The sequence below is a fragment of the Streptomyces sp. G-G2 genome (assembly GCF_030063135.1).
Lineage (GTDB): Bacteria > Actinomycetota > Actinomycetes > Streptomycetales > Streptomycetaceae > Streptomyces.
The window spans coordinates 12,934-35,188 of sequence record NZ_JASISO010000046.1; the positions used below are offsets into that span (position 1 = coordinate 12,934).

Sequence of the window (22,255 nt, forward strand, 5' to 3'; positions counted from 1 at the left end):
CGGTCACCACGTAACCGTCCTGCGCGCGCCCGTCCCCCGCGCGCCGGTCAGGAGCCGGCGGGCGTGGGGGCCGGGGAAACCGTTCCTTCAGAGGCGCTCGGCGTCGGCGTCGGCGTGGGGGTCGGCGACGCCGGAGGGCTCGGCGTGGGCGTCGGGGTGGGCGTCGGAGGGTCCGGGGTCGGCGACGCCGGAGGGGTCGGGGCCGGGGACTGCGGCTGGCTGGGCCGGGGAGCCGGGCGGCCGCCGCCGGAGATCGAGACCATCGCGCCGCTCGGGTCCACCCCGACCCGGGCGGTCCAGGCGCCGACGGGCTGGGCGTCGGGGTCCACGGCGATCCGCAGGGTGACCGATTCTCCTGGGGCCAGGGTGCCCGCGGTGCGGCTCGCTCGGAGCCAGGAGGCGTCGGTCCAGAGCCGCCAGTCGACGGGCGCGCCGCCGGACGCGGTGAGTCCGAGGAAGGTCACCCCGCCCCGGGAGGAGGCGGTGACGGTGAGGCGGCCCGGGGCGCCCGGCTGGTCGGGGCTCGGCGTGGCGCCGGAGCTGATCACCTCGACGGATACGTCGGCCACCGGGCCGCCCTCGGTGAAGCGGGGCTCGGCGCCGGTCGTGCGGGTGTTGCCCGCGTTCTCGTAGGCGGCGAGCGGGTGGCCGTCCAGGTGCTGCGGGATCTCCACCCCGCTCGCGGAGATCCGGGTGCCCGCGTTCCCGGTCGGCTCGCCGGTGCTCGGGGCTCCCCGGTACGCCGCCCAGAGGGCCAGGACCGGCGCGGCCACCACCGTGGCGACCACGGTGGTGGTGACCGCCCGGGCCCGGATCCGGTCGCGGCGGGCCGCGTGGTCCTTGGGGTCGAGGGGGAATCCGGTACGGGCGAAGCGCGGGCCCGCGGCCCGGCCCCGTACCCGCGCCGAGCGCAGCATCGCGGCGCGCACGCCCGTACGGGGGGCCGGGACGAGCGGGAGCGCTCCGTTGTGGACGCCGCCGGAGCCGGGCCAGGGGGCGCCCGCGCCGACGCGTTCGGCGGCGCGGCGGCAGCGCGGGCAGTCGTCGACGTGGCGGACCAGTTCGGCGCGCAGGGTGGTGGAGAGCAGGACCTGGCTGTCGCCGGTGAGCCGGGAGACGGCGGGACAGTTGCCGGTCTCGACGACGGCGAGGGCGGCGCGGGTGCGCTCGACCTCGCAGGCGGCGCCGGTCAGCAGGTCGCGGGCGGCGGCGGCCGGGGTGCCGATGACGGCGGCGAGTTCGGCGACGGTGAGCCGGTGGCGGACGGCGAGTTCGAGGGCCTCGCGCTGCTCGGGGGTGGTGCCCGCCGCTTCGGGCCAGGCGAGGCGGGCCAGCTCGGTCCGGCGGTACGCGCTGACGTCGAGCCCGTCGGCGGGTGCGGCGGCGGCCGGGCCCGCGCCCCCGTCGGCGAAGGCGCCCGGGTGGTCCCCACCCGGCGCACGGGGGCTCTCGGTGTGCTCCGGCGTACGCCGGGCGGTGTGTGCGCCGCCCGGGGCGTGCCGGGCGCGCCGTTGTTCCGCGAGTCTTCGCAGACAGGCCCAGCGGGCGAGGGCGTAGAGCCAGGCCCGGCGCTCGCTCTCGTCGGGACAGCGTCCGGGGTGCCGCTCGGCCACGGCCAGTACCTCGCCCAGTACCTCGGTGGCGCTGTCGTGGTCGCAGAGGACGGAGAGGCAGTACGTGAACAGGCCGTCGAGATAGGGCTCGTGGCGGAAGGGAGGCGCCTGCTCCCCTTGGGGGATCATGCGCCCGTGCGCCCGGTGTGCGCCGGTGCGTGTCGCGGGGGTCGTCTGATTGCTGCTGCTCACCTGGTGACCGTAGGCGGCGTGCCGGTGACGCCCTGGAAGCCTTCAGCACTTTTAGCCCTTACGGGTGAACGAATCGGGTCGCTGCTGACGGCGGCCCTGACGCCGCCACCCGGATGCCGCCGCCCCGCGTCCCCCCGGCCGCCGCCCGGTCGGCCGCCCCGGCCCCGTGGATCGTTCGCCGTGGGGGGCTGTCGGTGGCGGCCATTACCGTTGGCGCCATGGCAGCAGCCCGTACATCCCGTTCATCCGCCAAGGACCGGCCGTCCTACCGCTGTACCGAATGCGGCTGGACCACCGCGAAGTGGCTGGGCCGGTGCCCCGAGTGCCAGGCCTGGGGAACGGTCGAGGAGACGGGCGCCCCCGCCGTGCGCACCACCGCCGCGGGCCGGGTGTCCACCCCGGCGGTGCCCATCGGGCAGGTCGACGGGCGCCAGGCGACGGCCCGCTCCACCGGGGTCCCCGAGCTGGACCGGGTGCTCGGCGGCGGCCTCGTCCCCGGAGCCGTGGCCCTGCTCGCCGGGGAGCCCGGCGTCGGCAAGTCCACCCTGCTCCTCGACGTCGCGGCGAAGGCCGCGAGCGAGGAGCACCGCACCCTCTACGTGACGGGCGAGGAGTCGGCGAGCCAGGTCCGGCTGCGCGCCGACCGGATCAAGGCCCTCAGCGACCACCTCTACCTCGCGGCCGAGACGGACCTGTCGGCGGTGCTCGGGCACCTGGACGCGGTGAAGCCGTCCCTGCTGATCCTGGACTCCGTACAGACCATCGCCTCGCCCGAGATCGACGGGGCGCCCGGCGGCATGGCGCAGGTCCGCGAGGTCGCGGGCGCGCTGATCCGGGCCTCAAAGGAGCGCGGGATGTCCACGCTGCTCGTCGGCCACGTCACCAAGGACGGGGCGATCGCGGGCCCCCGGCTGCTGGAACACCTCGTGGACGTCGTCCTCAGCTTCGAGGGCGACCGGCACGCGCGGCTGCGGCTGGTGCGCGGCATCAAGAACCGGTACGGCGCCACCGACGAGGTCGGCTGCTTCGAACTGCACGACGAGGGCATCACCGGGCTCACCGATCCGAGCGGCCTGTTCCTGACCCGGCGCGCGGAGGCGGTGCCCGGGACCTGCCTGACCGTGACCCTGGAGGGCAAGCGGCCGCTGGTCGCCGAGGTGCAGGCGCTGACCGTGGACTCGCAGATCCCCTCGCCCCGGCGGACCACCTCCGGGCTGGAGACCTCCCGCGTCTCGATGATGCTGGCCGTGCTGGAGCAGCGCGGGCGGATCACCGCCCTCGGCAAGCGCGACATCTACACCGCGACCGTCGGCGGGGTGAAGCTGACCGAGCCCGCCGCCGACCTGGCCGTCGCGCTGGCGCTGGCCTCGGCCGCGAGCGACGTACCGCTGCCGAAGAACCTCGTCGCGATCGGGGAGGTCGGGCTGGCGGGTGAGGTGCGGCGGGTGACGGGCGTGCAGCGCAGGCTCGCCGAGGCGCACCGGCTCGGCTTCACGCACGCCCTGGTGCCGGCCGACCCGGGCAAGGTGCCCGCCGGAATGAAGGTCGTCGAGGTCGCGGACATGGGGGAGGCACTGCGGGTGCTGCCGCGCGGGCGGAGCCGCAACTCCACCAAGAGCGCCGAGTAACCCGCTGGTCAGGGGGCCCGTCCGGGGTTCCGGAACGGCTGTGCCGGGTAAGCAACGGCGGGGGCGTGGCGCGCGCCGGTAGACTTTGTGCTGGTCCGCCCGGCCGTATGCACGCGTGTGTGCCCGCGCCGCGGGGCGGCGCAACCCGCGACCGGAGGAGTGCAGTGGCAGCCAAGGACGGGGCAGCAGCATCCGGGAAGTCCGGCGCAGGCAGCAAGCAGGAGGCCCTGATGCGGGCCTCGCTGAGCGCGGTCGCACCTGGTCAGCAGCTCCGTGACGGGCTGGAGCGGATCCTGCGCGGCAACACGGGCGGCCTGATCGTTCTCGGTATGGACAAGAGCGTCGAGGCCATGTGCACCGGCGGATTCGTGCTGGACGTGGAGTTCACCGCGACCCGGCTGCGCGAGCTGTGCAAGCTCGACGGGGCGCTCATCGTGGACAAGGACATCACCAAGATCCTGCGGGCGGGCGTCCAGCTGGTGCCGGACGCGTCGATTCCGACGGAGGAGACGGGGACCCGGCACCGGACCGCGGACCGTGTCTCCAAGCAGTGCAACTTCCCGGTCGTGTCGGTGTCGCAGTCGATGCGGCTGATCGCGCTGTACGTCGACGGCGAGCGGCGCGTACTGGAGGAGTCCGGGGCGATCCTGTCCCGGGCGAACCAGGCGCTGGCCACGCTGGAGCGGTACAAGCTGCGGCTCGACGAGGTCGCCGGCACGCTGTCGGCGCTGGAGATCGAGGACCTGGTGACGGTCCGCGACGTCACGGCGGTCGCGCAGCGGCTGGAGATGGTGCGGCGGATCGCGACCGAGATCGCCGAGTACGTGGTGGAGCTGGGCACCGACGGGCGGCTGCTGTCGCTCCAGCTGGACGAGCTGACGGTCGGGATCGAGCAGGAGCGGGAGCTGGTGATCCGGGACTACGTGCCGGAGCCTACGGCGAAGCGTTCCCGCACGGTGGAGGAGGCGCTGGCCGAGCTGGACTCCTTCCGGCACGCGGAGCTGCTGGAGCTGGCGACGGTGGCACGGGGGCTGGGGTACACGGGCTCGCCCGAGACCCTGGACTCGGCGGTGTCGCCGCGCGGGTACCGGCTGCTGGCGAAGGTTCCCCGGCTGCCGGGGGCCATCATCGAGCGGCTCGTGGAGCACTTCGGGGGGCTGCAGAAGCTGCTCGCCGCCAGTGTGGACGACCTCCAGACCGTCGACGGGGTCGGCGAGGCGCGGGCGCGGTCGGTGCGCGAAGGGCTGTCGCGGCTGGCGGAGTCCTCGATCCTGGAGCGGTACGTCTAAGGGCTGTGCGCCCTCCCGGGGCGCCTCGACCGCCGACGGGGGCTGGAATGTGCCCCGTGGGCACATCCAGCCCCGCCGGCGGTCGAGGGGGTCAGTCCTGCTTCAGGACGAATGACGTGCGGGCCACCGGCATGCCGGGGGACTTGACCTCGACCACGTATGTGTCGGCCACCGCGCTCCCCGCCGGAGGCGTCTGGCACTGGGACGCCGCGCTGAACTTGCGGTCCCATTCCAGCGACTGCGTCGTGTCGCTGTTCGCGGGCAGCCGGAAGAAGAGGTTCCCCGCTCCCGTCGGGCAGTCCGCCGAGGACCACACGGCCTTGCCCGTGCTGGCCTGAGTGATCGTCAGGATCGCCTGCTTCGGACCGAGGTCCACCTTGCAGGTGGCGCCTGAGACATTGCGCGCGAGGAGCTCCAGACGGGGGCGCTCGTTCGGCTCGTACTCGTTCTTGGTGCTCTTGACCTCCCACTGGAGCCCGCTCGGCGCACAGGCGGGGAGCGGGGAGTCCGCCGGGATCTGGCCGGGGCCGCCACCGGAGGCCGCCGCGCCGCCCGCGTCCGCGCCCGCCGCCGAACCCGCCCCGCCCGGTTCGCCGTTCTTGCCGCCCGCGCCGCCCGCGCCGGAACCCGACGCGCCGCCGTGGTCGCCGCCCGTGGCACCGCCCGCGCCCGACTCGTCACGCCCGCCCGGGGCCTGAGTGATCGCCGGCCCGGTTCCGGGCGCGCCCGGGGTGATCGAGGCCGCGGGACGGGGTCCCTTGCCGCCCTTGCCGTTCTGACTCGTCGTCCCGCCACCGGAACTGACGGTCCATACGGCGAGGATGGCCAGCAGAGCGGCGACGGACGCCAGAACCGCCCTCCGTCGCCAGTAGATGGAGGAGGGGAGCGGCCCGACCGGATTGCGCAGAGATCCCACGAGAGGAAACTTTACGAGAGTCGGCGTCGCGATCAGTGCCGCCCATGCCGGGTATCGGCGAATTTTGGCGATGATCATCCCGCTGCCGTAGCCCGGACGGCCGTCCGGGCGCACCGGAGGGGCGGCGGGGAGTCCGCTGTGCGTACTCTCGGCCGGATGGACAGCTCCGGCCTCTACCTCGACATCACCGGCTTCGCGCACTCCACACCCGGCTGGGTGCAGTCGCTCGCGGAAATATGGACCAAGAACGGCCTCCTGCTCTTCGGCCTGCTCTTCCTCCTCGTGTGGTGGCGGGCCCGCACCCTCGGCGACCGGGCGATGGCCCTGGCGGTGCTCGCGCCGCTCGCCACGGCGCTCGCGTACGTCGCCTCCGAGCTGCTGAAGACCTTCGTGCACGAGGACCGGCCCTGCCGGGCGGTGTCCGGCGCGCTCCCCTCCCTGGTCACGTGCCCCGCGGTCGGCGACTGGTCCTTCCCCAGCAATCACTCCGTGATCGCGGGCGCGGCCGCCGTCGCCCTGATCATGGCCTCCCGGCGGCTCGCGCCGCTGGTGGTGCCGCTGGCGCTGCTGATGGCCTTCTCCCGGGTCTTCGTCGGGGTGCACTACCCGCACGACGTGGCGCTGGGTCTGCTGTTCGGGGCCTCGCTGGTCCCCCTGGTGGTCCTCGCCCTCACCGGCCCGGCCGGTCGGATGATCCGCACGATGCGGACGAGCGAGGTCCGCTCCGCTGTCCGGTTCACCGGTCCGGGCCCCGCGCGACACGGGTGAATCGTGCCAGGATGCCCCCTGCCATGACTCTTTCCCCCGAATCCCCCGCGCCCGCCGGTCCGGCCGCCGTCCCCGGTGCCGAGGCCGCCCGCGCGCTGCACTCCCCCGTCATCGCCTGGTTCCGCGAGAACGCCCGCGATCTGCCCTGGCGCCGCCCCGAGGCCGGCCCCTGGGGCGTCATGGTCAGCGAGTTCATGCTCCAGCAGACCCCGGTCGCCCGGGTGCTGCCGGTGTACGAGCAGTGGCTGGCCCGCTGGCCCCGCCCCGCCGATCTGGCCGCCGAGGCTCCCGGCGAGGCCGTACGGGCCTGGGGGCGGCTCGGTTATCCGCGCCGGGCCCTGCGGCTGCACGGCGCGGCCGTCGCCATAACGGAACGCCACGGGGGCGACGTACCGAGGGAACACGACCGGCTGCTCTCGCTGCCCGGCATCGGCGAGTACACGGCGGCCGCTGTGGCCTCCTTCGCCTACGGGCAGCGGCACCCGGTGCTGGACACCAACGTGCGCCGGGTCTTCGCCCGGACCGCGGCCGGTGTCGAGTACCCGCCGAACGCCACCACCGCCGCCGAGCGGCGCCTCGCCCGGGCCCTGCTGCCCGACGACGAGGAGACCGCTGCCGGCTGGGCGGCGGCCTCCATGGAGCTGGGCGCGCTGGTGTGCACGGCGAAGAACCCGGACTGCGCCCGCTGCCCGGTGGCCGGGCTGTGCGCGTGGCGGCTGGCGGGCAAGCCCGCGCACGAGGGTCCGCCGCGGCGCGGGCAGACGTACGCCGGTACCGACCGGCAGGTGCGCGGCAGGCTCCTCGCGGTGCTCCGCGAGGCGGTCGGGCCGGTGCCGCGGGTGGTGCTGGACGCCGTGTGGGACGAGCCGGTGCAGCGGGCCCGGGCCCTGGACGGGCTGGTCAGCGACGGGCTCGTCGAACCGCTGGGCGCGGAGGGCGAGGACGGCCGCGCGGGCGGCCTCGCGACGGCCTACCGGCTCCCGGCCGGCTGACTCTCGCATTCCGCTTGAGCCGGTGAAACCCCAGCTCACGGGGGCTGTTACACAACCTATGGACAGCCGTGTTCCCACCGAAGGCTCACCCGCACAGTGCCGTGACAACCGCTCCGTACCTTCAGGTCCACAAGCAGTGGAAGTGGAACGGTGAGCAGGCGGAGGCGGTCTGAGATGGCGCACGGCGAGGTACTCGAATTCGAAGAGTACGTACGCACTCGGCAGGACGCGCTGCTGCGCAGTGCCCGTCGCCTGGTCCCGGACCCCACCGACGCCCAGGACCTGCTGCAGACCGCCCTCGTGCGGACGTACGGCCGCTGGGACGGCATCGCCGACAAGTCCCTCGCCGATGCCTACCTGCGCCGCGTCATGATCAACACGCGGACCGAGTGGTGGCGTGCCCGCAAGCTCGAAGAGGTCCCCACCGAGCAGCTCCCGGACGCCAGCGTCGAGGACGGCGCCGAGCAGCGCGCCGACCGCGCCCTGCTGATGGACATCCTCAAGGTGCTCGCGCCCAAGCAGCGCAGCGTGGTCGTGCTGCGACACTGGGAGCAGATGAGCACCGAGGAGACGGCCGCGGCGCTCGGCATGTCGGCCGGTACCGTGAAGAGCACGCTGCACCGGGCCCTGGCGCGCCTGCGGCAGGAGCTGGAGAGCCGGGACCTGGACATGCGCGCGCTGGAACGCGGTGACCACACCATGCTGTACGAGGGGCGGGAGCGGTGCGCGGCCTAACAGGCCTCCGGGGCGGGAGCCCGCTGGTACTGATGTCGACGGGGATGGTCATCCTCGTCGGCACTGTGCTGTTCGCGGTCGGCTGCTCCACCGGCGGCACCGGGCTGCGGGACGGCGGTCCGGCGCGCACCGAGTCCGTGTCGAAGACCTCGCCGTCCACCGCACCCTCCGCGCAGCCGTCGCCCTCGGCCTTCAAGAAGGTCGACGTGGTGGCGCTGGTGCGGGCCGACCCGAAGGTCAGTGACGCGGTCAAGCGGGACCTCAAGCCCTGCTCGGGCAAGGACTACCCGGTGGACGTCAGCTACGGGAAGGTCACCGGGAGCCCGGACACCGACCTCGTGGTCAACATCCTGTCCTGCTCGGACGCGATCGGCGTGGGCGCGTACGTGTACAAGCCGGAGGGCGGAAAGTACGAGAATGTGTTCTCGGACGAGGCCCCGCCCGTCTACGCGGAGATCGACCGGGGCGACCTGGTCGTGAGCAAGCAGATCTACGGCAAGGCCGAGGCGTACGCCACCGGCGAAGACGTGATCACCTACCGCTGGAGCGGGGAGAAGTTCACCGAGCACGACCGCGTGCACTCGGAGTACAGCAATGTCGGCGGGGTGGGCCAGCCCGCCCCCGCCGTGACACCGCAGAGGAACTGAGGGACCGGGCATGGCCGAGACCCACGTGCTGTTCGTGGAGGACGACGACGTCATCCGTGAGGCCACGACCCTGGCGCTGGAGCGCGACGGGTTCGTGGTCACCGCCATGCCCGACGGGCTGTCGGGCCTGGAGTCCTTCCGGGCCGACCGGCCCGACATCGCCCTGCTCGACGTGATGGTGCCCGGCATGGACGGCGTCAGCCTGTGCCGCCGGATCCGCGACGAGTCCACCGTCCCCGTGATCATGCTGTCGGCGCGCGCCGACTCGATCGACGTGGTGCTCGGTCTGGAGGCGGGCGCCGACGACTACGTCACCAAGCCCTTCGACGGCTCGGTCCTGGTCGCCCGCATCCGCGCGGTGCTGCGCCGCTTCGGGCATGCGGGCGGGCCGAACGGCGCGGGTTCGGGCGCCGACGAGGACGCGGCGGGCGAGCGCGGTGTGCTGTCCTTCGGCGACCTGGAGGTCGACACCGAGGGCATGGAGGTCCGTAAGGCCGGGGTCTCGGTGGCCCTGACGCCGACCGAGATGCGGCTGCTGCTGGAGTTCTCCTCCGCGCCCGGCACCGTCCTGTCCCGGGACCGGCTGCTGGAGCGGGTCTGGGACTACGACTGGGGCGGCGACACCCGGGTCGTCGACGTCCACGTGCAGCGGCTGCGCACGAAGATCGGACAGGACCGGATCGAGACGGTCCGGGGCTTCGGATACAAGCTGAAGGCATGAGGAGCTTCACCTTCCGCACCGGCATCCGCTGGAAGATCACCCTCGCCATCGCCGCTGTGGGCGCCCTGACCGCGCTCGCACTGAGCCTGGTGGTGCACAGTGCTGCCCGGGTCTCGATGCTGGAGAGCGCCCGCGAGGTGCAGCTGGACCGCGTGCAGTTCATCTCGCGCAACGCCGAGGCCGGGCGCAAGCCGCCCATGGGCGCCAAGCTCAACGACCCGGATCTGCCCGCCGACCTGCGGGACAAGGCGCGTTCGGGGCGGCGCGGCACCTACATCCAGGAGAAGCCCAAGGGCCTCCCGGAGGTGTGGGCGGCCGTCCCCCTCGGCAATGGGCAGGTGCTGTCGCTGCACACGCAGTTCCAGCAGAGCGCCAACATGGTGCGCGACCTGGACCGGGCCCTGGTCGTCGGCTCGCTCGCGGTGGTCATCGGCGGTTCCGCGCTCGGTGTCCTGATCGGCGGCCAGATCTCGCGTCGGCTGCGCAAGGCGGCGGCCGCCGCCGGGAGGGTCGCCCTCGGCGACCCCGAGGTCCGGGTCCGCGACGCGGTCGGCGGGGTGGTCCGGGACGAGACCGACGACCTCGCGCGGGCCGTGGACGCCATGGCGGACACCCTCCAGGAGCGGCTGGAGGCCGAGCGGCGGGTGACCGCGGACATCGCGCACGAGCTGCGCACCCCGGTGACGGGGCTGCTCACCGCGGCCGAACTGCTGCCGCCGGGGCGGCCGACAGAGCTGGTACGGGACCGGGCGCAGGCGATGCGGATCCTGGTCGAGGACGTCCTGGAGGTGGCCCGGCTGGACAGCGCGTCCGAGCGGGCGGAGCTGCAGGACGTGGCGCTGGGCGAGTTCGTGGGGCGCCGGGTGGCCTCGCTGATGCCGGAGGCGACCGTACGGATCGTGGCGGACGAGATCGTGAACACGGATCCGCGGCGGCTGGAGCGGATCCTGGGCAATCTGCTCGCGAACGCGGCGCGGTACGGGCGGGCCCCCATCCAGGTCGACGTGGAGGGCCGGGTCGTGCGCGTCCGGGACCACGGGCCCGGTTTCCCCGAGGCGCTACTGCGCGAGGGGCCGAGCCGGTTCCGTACCGGGTCGACGGACCGCGCGGGCGTCGGCCACGGGCTGGGCCTGACGATCGCGGCGGGCCAGGCCCGGGTCCTGGGCGCCCGCCTCACCTTCCGCAACGTGGCGGCGCCGGGCGGAGCCGACCGCGAGGGCACGGCGGCGGGCGCGGTGGCGGTCCTGTGGCTCCCGGAGCACGCCCCGACCGCGACGGGCAGCTTCCCGATCATCCAGCTGCCGGGCTGAGGCCTTCTCGTGACGTCCGGCCTGTCTGGCGGGGGCGGGAATGTTTTAACATCCGTGCCATGACTGACGGTACGGATCGCCCGAACAACCCCCAGCCCGACCCCGAGAACTGGAGCGGCGGCGGGAACGGCAGCGGGGGCTACGGCTATCCGTCGGCCCCGGGAGCCGGCGCCCCCGGCGCGGGGGGCGGGTACGGCTATCCGCAAGCGCCCGTACCGGGTGGGTACGGCTATCCGCAGCCCGGGCAGCCGAATCCCTATCAGCAGGATCCGCAGGATGGTTCCTTCACGCCCGAGCAGCAGCCGGGACCCCAGCCCGGTGCGGCCTTCACCCCCACGCCCCAGCCCGACTGGCAGGCGTTGGCCGACCGTTCGGCCTCCAGCCGCCGCACCCGGCGCCGCCTGATCGTCATAGGCGCCGCGGTCGCGGCCTGCGCCGTGGCCGCCGCCGCCACCCTCTGGCTCACGAACGACTCCGGTGGCACGGGCCCGAAGCCCGGCCCGGTGGCCGAGGGCTCGCAGAGCCCGTCGCCGTCCGCGAGCGAGCCCGCCTGGGACGATCCGCACACGGTGCCGGGCCAGGCCAATCTGCTCCGCGACCGGACGGGCTCCACGAACATCGCGCTCGGCCCGCAGGCCGAGCAGGGCTCGGGCACCAAGCGCGGCGAGGTCCACTTCAAGGACAACCCGAACTCGTACGCCCAGGGCGCCGGGCAGGCCGTGGACACCACCAAGAGCTTCAGCGTCGCGGCGCGCGTCTACACCTCGGCCAAGAGCGGCACCCGGATAGCGGTGAGCCAGGGGGACGGGGTCTCGTACTCGTTCGAGCTGGGCCACGAGGCCGTGAACGGCAAGAACGCTTGGATCTTCCGCGTCCAGAGCGGCTCCGGCGGAGCCGAGGCCACCACCGCGCAGGTCGCCTCCGACGGGCTGAAGACCGCGAGCGCGTGGGCGATGCTGACCGGCACCTACGACGCCACCACGAAGACGATCAAGCTGTACGTGGACGGGAAGCAGGCGGGCGAGGTGCCGGTGGCGGCCGGGATCTGGGCGGCCCCGGGCCCCATCCAGCTGGGCCGCGCACGCCACCACGACATCTGGGCCGGTGCGTGGACGGGCGCGATGGACAACGTCCGCGTCTGGGACAGCGCGCTGACGGCCGCGCAGGTGGCGACCGTCAAGGGCGGCAAGAGCGAGGTCAAGCCGACCCACTCGTGGCTGATCAGCTGATCAGCACGAGCGGGCCGGCCACTCGGTCGGCCCGGAGGCCGCCGCGCGGCACTAGACGATGACGCCGAGCTTGCGCAGGAAGGACACCGGGTTCACGGCGGAGCCGTAGTTCGGGGTGGTGCGGATCTCGAAGTGCAGGTGGGGGCCGGAGGAGTTGCCGGTGTTGCCGGACAGCGCGATGCGCTGGGCGGCGGCGACCTTCTGGCCGATCTTCACCTGGATCTTCGACAGGTGGGCGTACTGCGAGTACGTGTTGTTGTCGTGCTTGATCACGACGGCGTTGCCGTACGCCGGGCCGTCGCCGCCGCCGTTCGGGCCCGCCTTGACGACGACGCCCGCGTGCGCGGCGCTGACCGGGGTGCCCACCGGGACCGCGAAGTCCTGGCCGGAGTGCTTGTGCGACCACATGCTGCCGCCCTTGCCGAAGGTCGCGGAGAGCGTGTACGACGTCACCGGCAGCTTCCACGCCGCGGCCTTGCCGGCGACGGCGGCCTGCGCCGCCGCCTGGGCCTGGACGACGCCCGCGGCGCCGGTCAGCGCGGTCGGGGACTCGTCGGCGAAGGCGGTGCCCGCGCCGAGCGCCAGGGCCGCCCCGAGCCCGGTGGCGAGGACGGCGGTGCGGATACGACGGGTCGTGGCGCGCTTCGACATGCGAGTGAACCTCCGGGGACGCGGCCGGCCCGGGAGGACGTGGCTGCTGGGACATGGGACGACCCGGCGCGCTGAGTGGTGCGCCGGGCTGCTCATCCTTGGTAACCCGGACCCCGCCGACTTCCCAAAAGTGCCCATTACTACCGGACCTCGTAGCGGAGAGCAGGGCAGTCGGGCCTGTTGACCGGGTCCTTACTGGGCGGCGAGGCCACCGGGAGGCCCCCTCCGGTCTACGAATCCACGTAGTACGTCCGATTTGCCCTGTGCCGCTTGTCACCGGTTCGGGACCTCCGTCCTTCCCGTTCCGGGACCGACGCCGGGCCCCCGGAGCTACGCTCTCGCCTCGCGGACGCATCGGCTGCGGGGATCCGGCTGGCGTCGGGCGGGCTGACTCCGCTGCTGAAGACCTCGCGGTCCCCTTCCTGGCCCCGTACGCCCCCCCACGGCCCTCGCGGTGGCCGAGCCGACCGAGAGCTGGCCGGAGCTGACGTTCCTGGAACTGAGCGGGATACGCGGCGACTGGTCCTTCGACCGGACCGCCCCCGGCGCCACCTGAGGGCGCTCGGTGCGGATCGACGGCCCGGAGCCCGCGGACCCGGCGCTGATCGCCCGGCTCCTCCCGGGGCTCGACTGGGCGCATGCGAAAGGGGCGGGCCCGGAACCTCTCGGTTCCGGGCCCGCCCCTTCGTACAACAGCCGCGAACGGCTACCGCTTACGCGCCCTTGCTCAGGTCCGGGCCGGAGCCCGTGGCCTCGATCGGGGGAACGTCCGGCAGCGTGGCCTTCTCCTCGCCGCGGAAGGTGAACTTGGCGGTCTCGCCCTCACCCTCCACGCCGACGACCACGATGTGACCGGAGCGCAGCTCACCGAAGAGGATCTTCTCGGAGAGGATGTCCTCGATCTCGCGCTGGATCGTGCGGCGCAGCGGACGCGCACCCATGATCGGGTCGTAGCCGCGCTTGGCGAGGAGCTGCTTCGCGTCACCGCTGAGCTCGATGCCCATGTCGCGGTCCTTGAGGCGGTCGTCCACCTTGGCGATCATCAGGTCGACGATCTGGATGATGTCTTCCTGCGTGAGCTGGTGGAAGACGACCGTGTCGTCGACGCGGTTCAGGAACTCGGGCCGGAAGTGCTGCTTCAGCTCTTCGTTGACCTTCGCCTTCATGCGGTCGTAACCGCTCTTGGTGTCGCCCTGGGCCGCGAAGCCCAGGTTGAAGCCCTTCGAGATGTCCCGCGTACCCAGGTTGGTCGTCATGATGATGACCGTGTTCTTGAAGTCCACGACGCGGCCCTGGGAGTCGGTCAGGCGACCGTCTTCGAGGATCTGCAGCAGGGAATTGAAGATATCCGGGTGGGCCTTCTCGACCTCGTCGAAGAGGACGACGGAGAACGGCTTCCGGCGGACCTTCTCGGTCAGCTGGCCGCCCTCTTCGTAGCCCACGTAGCCGGGGGGCGAACCGAAGAGGCGGGAAACCGTGTGCTTCTCGCTGAACTCCGACATGTCGAGGGAGATCAGCGCGTCCTCGTCGCCGAAGAGGAATTCGGCGAGCGTCTTGGACAGCTCGGTCTTACCGACACCGGACGGACCGGCGAAGATGAACGAGCCACCGGGACGCTTCGGGTCCTTCAGACCCGCACGGGTCCGTCGGATCGCCTGCGAAAGGGCCCTGATGGCGTCCTTCTGACCGATGACGCGACGGTGGAGCTCGTCCTCCATGCGCAGGAGCCGCGAGGACTCCTCCTCGGTCAGCTTGAACACCGGAATGCCGGTCGCGGTCGCGAGGACTTCGGCGATGAGCTCGCCGTCGACCTCGGCGACGACGTCCATGTCGCCGGCCTTCCACTCCTTCTCGCGCTTGGCCTTCGCCGTCAGCAGCTGCTTCTCCGAATCACGGAGGGAAGCCGCCTTCTCGAAGTCCTGGGAGTCGATGGCCGACTCCTTGTCGCGACGGACGTTCGCGATCTTCTCGTCGAATTCACGGAGGTCCGGCGGCGCGGTCATCCGGCGGATGCGCATCCGGGATCCGGCCTCGTCGATCAGGTCGATCGCCTTGTCCGGGAGGAAGCGGTCCGAGATGTACCGGTCGGCCAGGGTGGCCGCCTGCACGAGGGCCTCGTCCGTGATGGAGACGCGGTGGTGGGCCTCGTAGCGGTCGCGCAGGCCCTTGAGGATCTCGATCGTGTGGGGGAGGGAAGGCTCCGCCACCTGGATCGGCTGGAAACGGCGCTCGAGCGCCGCGTCCTTCTCAAGGTGCTTGCGGTACTCGTCGAGCGTGGTGGCACCGATCGTCTGGAGCTCACCGCGGGCCAGCATGGGCTTCAGGATCGAAGCCGCGTCGATGGCGCCCTCGGCGGCACCCGCACCGACGAGCGTGTGCAGCTCGTCGATGAACAGGATGATGTCGCCGCGGGTGCGGATCTCCTTGAGGACCTTCTTCAGGCGCTCCTCGAAGTCACCGCGGTAGCGGGAACCGGCGACGAGCGCACCGAGGTCCAGGGTGTAGAGGTGCTTGTCCTTGAGGGTCTCGGGCACCTCGCCCTTGACGATCGCCTGGGCCAGGCCCTCGACGACGGCGGTCTTGCCGACGCCGGGCTCGCCGATGAGGACCGGGTTGTTCTTGGTGCGGCGGGACAGCACCTGCATGACCCGCTCGATCTCCTTCTCGCGCCCGATGACCGGGTCGAGCTTGGATTCGCGGGCCGCCTGGGTGAGGTTGCGGCCGAACTGGTCCAGGACGAGCGAGGTCGAGGGGCTGCCCTCGGCCGGGCCGCCCGCGGTGGCCGCTTCCTTGCCGCCGCCGGAGTAACCGGAGAGCAGCTGGATGACCTGCTGCCGAACCCTGTTCAGATCGGCGCCCAGCTTCACGAGGACCTGGGCGGCGACACCCTCGCCCTCGCGGATCAGGCCGAGCAGGATGTGCTCGGTGCCGATGTAGTTGTGGCCGAGCTGGAGGGCCTCACGGAGCGAGAGCTCCAGGACCTTCTTCGCCCGCGGGGTGAAGGGGATGTGTCCGGACGGGGCCTGCTGGCCCTGCCCGATGATCTCCTCGACCTGCTGACGAACAGCCTCGAGCGAAATCCCGAGGCTCTCCAGGGCCTTAGCGGCGACACCCTCACCCTCGTGGATCAAGCCCAGGAGGATGTGCTCGGTGCCGATGTAGTTGTGGTTGAGCATCCGGGCTTCTTCCTGAGCCAGGACGACAACCCGCCGCGCGCGGTCGGTGAACCTCTCGAACATCGTTTATCGCTCCTCAGAGCGGTCGGGCAGTTCGGGGTCGGTCCCCGCCCTGTCCTTCCGCATGCTAGTCCCGCGGGGCGGGACAGCTCATTCCAACTGCCGACATCCGTCCGCGGCTCACCCCACTCGGTGGGGAATCTCCGCCATACACAGCCGACAACTGCTCCAACCCGATGGTGCGAGACGATGTTCCCGCAGGCCAGGCAGATACCCGTCACACGTGTACGCCGATGGCGAACGGAGAGGGGTCAAATCGGCCTCTCATCCCGTTCTCGCCCCGCTCCACAAGGGATGTCCTACCCGTCGGGACTGACACTCCATGCCGACACCGCCCACTCCCTCCGCTAAGGGCGAACACACTTCCGTCCCGAATGCGAGACGCCGGGCTTACGGATGTTTACGTTCCGCATTGATTCGTGTGCGGTGCGTGACGTCGGCCGTAACTCCTGGGCGCCGCGGGAGTTGCTCCCGTCATGGCCCTCACCGTCCCGCTGCCCCGCGTCGCGCCCGAGCAGGCGCACGCCCTCTGGTACGAGCGGGTGCTCGGCTGGACGGTCGCGGGCGGGACGCCCGCGCAGCTGGTCACCGGGACGCGGTTCGACGTGCTGGAGCTGCCCGCGAATGCCGGGGCGGAGCTGTTGCGCAGACCCCTGGCCACGGGTCCGGTGGCGCTCATGGGCCGCCGGATGCGGTTCCTGGTGGCCGCGGGCAGCGCGGACGAGCTGGAGGGGCTGCTCGACTGGCTGGAATGGGGCGGGGTGGCCCTGGACCTGACCGCCCTGGGCGCGGGTGGCCGGATGACCGCCCCCGCTCCCCCGGGTGCGGCCGGGGAAAGTCCTCGGGGGGCCGCCGTGTGGCTGCGGCCCCCCGAGCAGGGGTGTGACGTACTGCTGCCGGCCCTGCCCGGTCCGGGGCAGGGCGCGAGGCCCGATCTCGTCCGCCTGGTCGGCGCGGCGGCGACGGAATGCCACCGTGCGCGGCTCAGGCGGTCTTACGGCTCCGGCGTGCCCCTGCGAGGCGCGCCGAATCAGCCCTTGGCGTTTTCGTAAGCCTCGCGGATATCGGACGGAACGCGTCCGCGGTCGTTCACGCTGAGGCCCTTGGCCTTCGCCCAGGCGCGGATCTCCGCGGTGTCCGGGTTTCCGGCCGCCGCGGCCGTACGGCCGCCCTTGGCGCGACCGGCGGCGGCGCGCCCGCCGGTGCGGCGTCCGCCCTTGGTGTACGGGTCGAGCAGACCGCGGAGCTTTTCAGCGTTGGCGGTGGTGAGGTCGATCTCGTAGGTCTTGCCGTCCAGAGCGAACGTCACGGTCTCGTCCGCCTCGCCACCGTCGAGGTCGTCGACAAGAAGGACCTGAACCTTCTGTGCCACCGGGATTTCCTTTCATCGAAAATGCAGTACGCGGAAAGGAAACCGCTTTTCCCTGGAAAACACAAACCCCCGGGTCGAGGTTCAGGGACTCAACAGGACGGGAAACGTGCGCGATTCGGACATAGGCCACAGGCGGGCGGAGGACCGTAAAAGCCGCTCCGATCGATCGGGTTCGGATCGGGGCGCCGATCCGACCGATCACAGGTGCAGAAGCATCCGACTGTTGCCCAAGGTGTTCGGCTTCACTCGTTCGAGACCCAGGAACTCGGCGACACCCTCGTCATAGGAGCGCAGCAGCTCGCTGTAGACATCCGTGTCGACCGGCGTCCCGCCGATCTCGATGAAGCCATGCTTCGCGAAGAAGTCCACTTCGAAGGTCAGACAGAAAACCCGGTGCACACCGAGCGCCCGGGCCGTGTGCACCAACTTGTCGAGCACCTGATGACCGACGCCGCCGCCCTTGAGATCGCGGTCGACGGCGAGAGTGCGTACTTCCGCGAGGTCTTCCCACATGACGTGAAGAGCGCCGCAGCCCACTACCCGCCCGTCGGCTTCGCGTTCCGCGACCCAGAACTCCTGGATGTCCTCGTAAAGGGTGACCGGGGCTTTGTCGAGCAGGATCCGCTGCTGTACGTACTGGTCGAGCAGGCGGCGCAGTGCGGGAACGTCGCCGGTGCGGGCGCGGCGGATCGTCACTGCTTTTGCATTTGCAGCGTCCGGGACCGGGCCCCGACGCGAATCGTCTTCCATGCCTTCCATGCCCGGACGCTATCGCCCCGGCTCACCGCGGCGCTCATCGGTATCGGCACGGGTTTCGGCGGCGGCGGGCGCGTCATCGCCCTGGACGAGCTGGACGGCGGCCCTCAGGGCCTCGCGCTGTTCCGACGACATCATCCCGAAGAAGGCGACGAGGGCGGCCGCGGGGTTGTCGCTGGTGGACCAGGCCTCGTTCATCAGTGCGGCCGAGTAGGCGGCGCGGGTGGAGACCGCGGTATATCGATAGGCGCGGCCTTCGGCTTCCCGGCGGACCCAGCCCTTCTGGTGGAGATTGTCCATAACGGTCATGACCGTCGTGTAGGCGATGGACCGTTCCTGCTGGAGGTCTTCCAGTACTTCCCGGACGGTGACCGGGCGGTTCCACTGCCACACCCGCGTCATGACCGCGTCTTCGAGTTCTCCCAGGGGACGAGGCACACCAGCACGATAGTGCGGAATGTCCGGGATCGCCCGGCGATCCGGCCGGGGCGCGCAACAAAATCGGGCGTACGGCCGCCCGCCGCACGCCCGGGGGCCCCGCCGGGCCCTCTCAGTTCTGCTGGCGGGCGCTTTCGGCCCGGGCGAGCACGGCGTCGACCGCCGCGTCCTCCTTGGCCTTGTTGGCACCGCCCTGGCTCTTCACGATCGTCCTGACGAGCAGGATGAACAACACGGCCATCACGAGGGGGGGCACGAGCGCGGATACGTAGTCCATGCCCCCAGCGTAGCCAGTGCTGTGGCCCGGAAGGTGTGCCGGGTCGCGGTGCACCTTCCCGGTCACGGCACTAGCCGTACATGCGCCGGGACGCCGGGGGCGGGACGGGGTGGCGCCGCGGCGGGAAGACCTCGCTGGGCTTGGGTACGGGCCGTTCCGGGCCGTCGGGGCCGTCGGGGCCGGCCGGGGGCTCCGGCGGGGACGGCCGGGCGGGCGGCTCGTCCTCCTTGCCCCCGGCCAGGGCGCGCAGGCGGGTGCGCGGGGCGGCCAGACGGCGCCGTACGGAGTGCTCGGCGACCCGCCCGGCCCGGTCCAGCAGCGCGGCGGCGGCCGAGTTGCCGCGCAGGGCTCGCAGGGCGGCCAGATCGTCCGGCACGGGCTCGTACCCGGCGGCCAGGGCCTCCTGGAGCAGCTCCAGGTAGCCGGGCAACGAGCCGGGGAGGGCCTGTCGGTAGCGGCCCAGGTCCGCGACGAGGAAATCTCTGAGTCTGACCGTCTCCGCGGCCGCCTCGTCCACGGACCGCGCCAGGCGCAGGCAGTCCTGGACCTCGGCGGCCGACAGGGGGGCCGTGGAGGATGGGAGGGCGTGGGCGAGCGAGCGCCGGAGCACATGCAGCTCGGCAGCACTGAACGCCATGCCGCCGCGGGGTCCGTAGGGCGTGGGCATGGCCCGAAGATACGCGCTAATCGGACAAAATTCCCCTAGCCATCCGTTTCCGGCGCGGCGGCGGAAAGCGGAGGGCTGCTTCCGGCCCCCGGTACTTGCCGGGGTGGAAAGCTGACGCCAGTCTGGAAAGTACCGGGGGTCGCTCAGCGCTCCGGCAGCCGACCACAGGGGGAGTCATGCCGGAATCAGCGGACGCCGGAAGCCGGTTGGGCCGCGCGGCCGGGGTGGGGACGGCCCCCCGCCGGGGCAGCGGCTGGTACGCGCGCTACCTGTGGGCCTTCACCGCCGGGCAGCTGGTGCTCGTCCCCATGGCGGTGCTCTGGCAGGGGGTCGCCTCGGCCGTCGCCTTCGGGCTGACCAACGCGCTGCTGGTGACCGGCCTGAGCGTGTTCGCCGCCCATCAGGAGGCGGTGCGGCGCGGGTTCGGGATCCTGCACGCGGTGATCACCGGGACCTGGGCGGTGCTGTTCACCCTGACCGTCTCGCTGGGCGTGGCCGCCTTCGGCTCCTCCCCGGCCTTCGCGGTGACCGCCGCGGTGGCGTGCGCGCTGCCGCCCGCGGTGGGCGCGCTGCTCGGACTCCGGCGCGCCCGGTGACGGGCAGCCATCCGCGGCACGACCTGGCCCCGCTGCTCAACGCGCCCGTGCGGCTGTCGGTGGTGGCGGCGCTGGCGCCCGTCGAGCGGGCCGAGTTCGGGTCCGTCCGGGATCTGGTCGAGGTGAGCGACTCGCAGCTGTCGAAGCAGGTGTCCGCGCTGGAGGGGGCGGGCTGGGTCGCGGTCCACAAGGGCCGGGTGGCCCGCCGCCCGCGCACCTGGCTCTCGCTGACCGCGGAGGGCCGTACCGTGTACGCCCGCCACGTGAGCGCGCTGCGGGCGATCGCGGCCGGGCAGGGCTCCTCCCCGCCGCTCCCTGCCGCTCTCTGACGGTTCCTGCCGCGCCCTGCCGCGCCTCGAACGCCGACCGGGGCTGTCTCCAGCCCGCCGGCGTTCGAGGCGCGTGCGGCCCGGACCGCTACGCGAAGTTGGGCGCGTTGCGTTCGTAGACCAGACGCAGGCCGATGAGGGTGAGCCAGGGCTCGTGTTCGTCGATCACCGAGGAGTCGGCGAGGACCATCGGGGCCAGGCCGCCCGTGGCGATGACGCGGACGTCGTCCGGGTCGCCCGTCGGCCCGACGAGCTCCTTCGCCATGCGGGTGACCACGCCGTCGACCTGGCCCGCGAAGCCGTAGACCACGCCCGACTGCATGGCCTCGACCGTGGACTTGCCGATGACGTTGCGCGGGCGGGCCAGCTCGATCTTGCGGAGCATCGCACCCCGGACGCCCAGGGCGTCCATGGAGATCTCGATGCCCGGAGCGATCACCCCGCCCACGTACTCGCCCTTCGTGGAGACCGCGTCGAAGGTGGTCGCCGTACCGAAGTCCACGACGATCGCCGGGCCGCCGTACAGCTCGACGGCCGCGCACGCGTTGATGATGCGGTCCGCGCCGACCTCCTTCGGGTTGTCCGTCAGGATCGGCACGCCCGTCTTGATGCCCGGCTCCACCAGGACCGCAGGAACGTCCCCGTAGTAGCGGCGGGTGACCTCGCGCAGCTCGTGCAGCACGGAGGGGACCGTGGAGCAGATCGAGATGCCGTGGATGCCGTCGCCCAGCTCGTTGCCGAGCATCGGGTGCATGCCCATCAGGCCCTGCATCAGCACGGCCAGTTCGTCGGCGGTGCGCCGCGGGTCGGTGGAGACCCGCCAGTGCTCGACGATCTCGTCCCCGTCGAACAGCCCCAGGACCGTCTGGGAGTTGCCGACGTCGATGGTGAGCAGCATCTACCGCTCCTCGCGCAGGTCCAGGCCGATGTCCAGGATCGGCGAGGAGTGGGTGAGCCCGCCGACGGCCAGGTAGTCGACGCCGGTCTCGGCGTACGCGCGGGCGGTCTCCAGGGTCAGGCGGCCGGAGGACTCCAGCACCGCGCGGCCCGACACGGCGGTCACGGCCGCCGCGGTCTGCTCCGGGGTGAAGTTGTCGAGCAGGATCAGGTCCGCGCCCGCCTCCAGCGCCTCGGTGACCTGGGCCTGGGTGTCGACCTCGACCTCGATCGGGACCTCGGGGAAGGCCTCCCGTACGGCCTTGAAGGCCTGGGCCACGCCGCCCGCGGCCACCACGTGGTTGTCCTTCACCAGCGCGGCGTCCGACAGCGACATGCGGTGGTTGACGCCGCCGCCGCAGCGGACCGCGTACTTCTCCAGCGCGCGCAGGCCCGGGGTGGTCTTGCGGGTGTCGCGGACCTTGGCTCCGGTGCCCTCCAGGACGTCCGCCCAGCGGCGGGTGGCGGTCGCGATGCCGGAGAGGCGGCACAGCAGGTTCAGCGCGCTGCGCTCACCGGTCAGCAGGTCGCGGGTGTGGGCCCGTACGGAGAGCAGCACCTGGCCCGCTTCGACCAGGTCGCCGTCCTCCGCGTGCCGCTCGACCTCGAACGACTCGGTGCAGACCACCGAGAGCACGGCCTCCGCGATCCGCAGGCCCGCCACGACGCCCGCCTCGCGCGCGGTGAAGTCGGCGGTGGCGACGGCGTCCTCGGGGACGGTGGCGACGCTGGTGACGTCCACCCCGCCGTCGAGGTCCTCGGAGAGCGCCATGTGGGCGATGTCCTCGACCTCGATGGGGTCCAGGCCCGCGTCGGCGAGCAGTTCGGCGAGCGCCGGGTCCAGGCCGGACTCCTCGCCGCCGCCGCAGCCGCAGTCGTCGCCGCAGCCGCCCGCGCCGTCTTCGTTGTCGATCAGGGGGAGTTCGGTGTGCTCGTGGTGCTCGGGGGTGCTCACGG

Annotated in this window: 23 protein-coding genes; 12 read left to right on the forward strand and 11 right to left on the reverse strand. The window is 72.3% G+C overall.

The genetic code is table 11. From position 1 onward, the window contains the following. Nucleotides 1-47: 47 nt before the first annotated feature. Nucleotides 48-1,805: a BACON domain-containing protein gene (locus QMF80_RS29605; RefSeq protein WP_283458758.1), complete on the reverse strand. Its 1,758-nt coding sequence runs from the start codon at nt 1,803-1,805 to the stop codon at nt 48-50. Between the two features lie 218 nt (nt 1,806-2,023). Here QMF80_RS29605 and radA point away from each other — a divergent pair, with 218 nt between their 5' ends. Then, nucleotides 2,024-3,433, forward strand: coding sequence for a DNA repair protein RadA (radA, locus tag QMF80_RS29610; RefSeq protein ID WP_283458760.1), 1,410 nt, complete (start codon nt 2,024-2,026; stop codon nt 3,431-3,433). Between the two features lie 164 nt (nt 3,434-3,597). Continuing rightward, nucleotides 3,598-4,722 (forward strand): DNA integrity scanning diadenylate cyclase DisA, encoded by a 1,125-nt coding sequence (gene disA / locus QMF80_RS29615; RefSeq protein WP_283458762.1) that lies wholly within the window; start codon nt 3,598-3,600, stop codon nt 4,720-4,722. A gap of 91 nt (nt 4,723-4,813) precedes the next feature. Here the strand turns inward: disA and QMF80_RS29620 are convergent, their stop codons facing one another. Next, nucleotides 4,814-5,638, reverse strand: coding sequence for a hypothetical protein (locus tag QMF80_RS29620; protein ID WP_283458764.1), 825 nt, complete (start codon nt 5,636-5,638; stop codon nt 4,814-4,816). 156 nt (nt 5,639-5,794) lie between these two features. Here QMF80_RS29620 and QMF80_RS29625 point away from each other — a divergent pair, with 156 nt between their 5' ends. The 7 genes from QMF80_RS29625 to QMF80_RS29655 all read left to right on the forward strand — a co-directional run bounded on the left by QMF80_RS29625 (nt 5,795) and on the right by QMF80_RS29655 (nt 12,040). Then, entirely contained in the window at nt 5,795-6,406 is a 612-nt protein-coding gene (locus tag QMF80_RS29625; RefSeq protein ID WP_283458766.1) for a phosphatase PAP2 family protein, read from the forward strand. A gap of 23 nt (nt 6,407-6,429) precedes the next feature. Further along, nucleotides 6,430-7,398 carry an iron-sulfur binding domain-containing protein gene (locus QMF80_RS29630; protein WP_283458768.1) on the forward strand — a complete coding sequence of 323 codons (969 nt, stop codon included), beginning with the start codon at nt 6,430-6,432 and terminating at the stop codon, nt 7,396-7,398. A 174-nt stretch (nt 7,399-7,572) separates the two neighbouring features. Next, nucleotides 7,573-8,133: a SigE family RNA polymerase sigma factor gene (locus QMF80_RS29635; protein ID WP_283458771.1), complete on the forward strand. Its 561-nt coding sequence runs from the start codon at nt 7,573-7,575 to the stop codon at nt 8,131-8,133. 32 nt (nt 8,134-8,165) lie between these two features. Further along, nucleotides 8,166-8,780, forward strand: coding sequence for a hypothetical protein (locus QMF80_RS29640; RefSeq protein WP_283458772.1), 615 nt, complete (start codon nt 8,166-8,168; stop codon nt 8,778-8,780). 10 nt (nt 8,781-8,790) lie between these two features. After that, nucleotides 8,791-9,501 carry a two-component system response regulator CseB gene (cseB, locus tag QMF80_RS29645; protein ID WP_283458774.1) on the forward strand — a complete coding sequence of 237 codons (711 nt, stop codon included), beginning with the start codon at nt 8,791-8,793 and terminating at the stop codon, nt 9,499-9,501. Further along, nucleotides 9,498-10,811, forward strand: a complete 1,314-nt coding sequence (gene cseC / locus QMF80_RS29650) for a two-component system sensor histidine kinase CseC (RefSeq protein ID WP_283458776.1) — start codon at nt 9,498-9,500, stop codon at nt 10,809-10,811. Before cseB ends, cseC begins: the two co-directional genes overlap by 4 nt. Before the next feature lie 59 nt (nt 10,812-10,870). Next, nucleotides 10,871-12,040: a LamG domain-containing protein gene (locus QMF80_RS29655; RefSeq protein ID WP_283458778.1), complete on the forward strand. Its 1,170-nt coding sequence runs from the start codon at nt 10,871-10,873 to the stop codon at nt 12,038-12,040. Nucleotides 12,041-12,091: 51 nt separating this feature from the next. Here QMF80_RS29655 and QMF80_RS29660 read toward each other — a convergent pair whose 3' ends face one another. Together QMF80_RS29660 and QMF80_RS29665 are read right to left on the reverse strand one after the other, a co-directional pair. After that, nucleotides 12,092-12,691 carry a M23 family metallopeptidase gene (locus QMF80_RS29660; protein WP_283458780.1) on the reverse strand — a complete coding sequence of 200 codons (600 nt, stop codon included), beginning with the start codon at nt 12,689-12,691 and terminating at the stop codon, nt 12,092-12,094. Between the two features lie 713 nt (nt 12,692-13,404). Beyond that, a complete protein-coding gene (locus QMF80_RS29665) occupies nt 13,405-15,930 on the reverse strand; it encodes an ATP-dependent Clp protease ATP-binding subunit (RefSeq protein WP_283458782.1) in 2,526 nt (841 codons plus the stop codon). Nucleotides 15,931-16,403: 473 nt separating this feature from the next. On the opposite strand from QMF80_RS29665, the gene QMF80_RS29670 reads away from it, so the two are divergent. Then, nucleotides 16,404-16,979, forward strand: coding sequence for an SCO3374 family protein (locus QMF80_RS29670; RefSeq protein WP_283458783.1), 576 nt, complete (start codon nt 16,404-16,406; stop codon nt 16,977-16,979). On the opposite strand, the gene QMF80_RS29675 is transcribed toward QMF80_RS29670, so the two are convergent. From QMF80_RS29675 to QMF80_RS29695, 5 genes are all read right to left on the reverse strand, one after another. Continuing rightward, nucleotides 16,958-17,299 (reverse strand): histone-like nucleoid-structuring protein Lsr2, encoded by a 342-nt coding sequence (locus QMF80_RS29675; RefSeq protein ID WP_283458786.1) that lies wholly within the window; start codon nt 17,297-17,299, stop codon nt 16,958-16,960. The genes QMF80_RS29670 and QMF80_RS29675 overlap by 22 nt on opposite strands. Nucleotides 17,300-17,497: 198 nt before the next feature. Next, complete coding sequence (locus QMF80_RS29680; RefSeq protein ID WP_283458856.1) at nt 17,498-18,049, reverse strand: amino-acid N-acetyltransferase; 552 nt, start codon at nt 18,047-18,049, stop codon at nt 17,498-17,500. A gap of 18 nt (nt 18,050-18,067) precedes the next feature. Then, complete coding sequence (locus QMF80_RS29685; RefSeq protein WP_283458788.1) at nt 18,068-18,493, reverse strand: BlaI/MecI/CopY family transcriptional regulator; 426 nt, start codon at nt 18,491-18,493, stop codon at nt 18,068-18,070. Between the two features lie 112 nt (nt 18,494-18,605). Beyond that, on the reverse strand, nt 18,606-18,770 hold the full coding sequence (locus tag QMF80_RS29690; protein ID WP_283458790.1) for a hypothetical protein: 165 nt from the start codon (nt 18,768-18,770) through the stop codon (nt 18,606-18,608). Between the two features lie 70 nt (nt 18,771-18,840). Beyond that, nucleotides 18,841-19,437, reverse strand: coding sequence for a hypothetical protein (locus tag QMF80_RS29695; RefSeq protein ID WP_283458792.1), 597 nt, complete (start codon nt 19,435-19,437; stop codon nt 18,841-18,843). Between the two features lie 176 nt (nt 19,438-19,613). Between QMF80_RS29695 and QMF80_RS29700 the strand changes: the two genes are divergently transcribed. Both QMF80_RS29700 and QMF80_RS29705 read left to right on the forward strand, forming a co-directional pair. After that, a complete protein-coding gene (locus QMF80_RS29700) occupies nt 19,614-20,033 on the forward strand; it encodes a hypothetical protein (protein ID WP_283458794.1) in 420 nt (139 codons plus the stop codon). Then, nucleotides 20,030-20,362 carry a winged helix-turn-helix domain-containing protein gene (locus QMF80_RS29705; RefSeq protein WP_283458796.1) on the forward strand — a complete coding sequence of 111 codons (333 nt, stop codon included), beginning with the start codon at nt 20,030-20,032 and terminating at the stop codon, nt 20,360-20,362. Before QMF80_RS29700 ends, QMF80_RS29705 begins: the two co-directional genes overlap by 4 nt. Nucleotides 20,363-20,450: 88 nt before the next feature. Here the strand turns inward: QMF80_RS29705 and QMF80_RS29710 are convergent, their stop codons facing one another. Both QMF80_RS29710 and nadC read right to left on the reverse strand, forming a co-directional pair. Next, nucleotides 20,451-21,260 carry a type III pantothenate kinase gene (locus QMF80_RS29710; RefSeq protein ID WP_283458797.1) on the reverse strand — a complete coding sequence of 270 codons (810 nt, stop codon included), beginning with the start codon at nt 21,258-21,260 and terminating at the stop codon, nt 20,451-20,453. Further along, nucleotides 21,261-22,253: a carboxylating nicotinate-nucleotide diphosphorylase gene (nadC, locus tag QMF80_RS29715; protein WP_283458799.1), complete on the reverse strand. Its 993-nt coding sequence runs from the start codon at nt 22,251-22,253 to the stop codon at nt 21,261-21,263. Nucleotides 22,254-22,255: the final 2 nt, after the last annotated feature.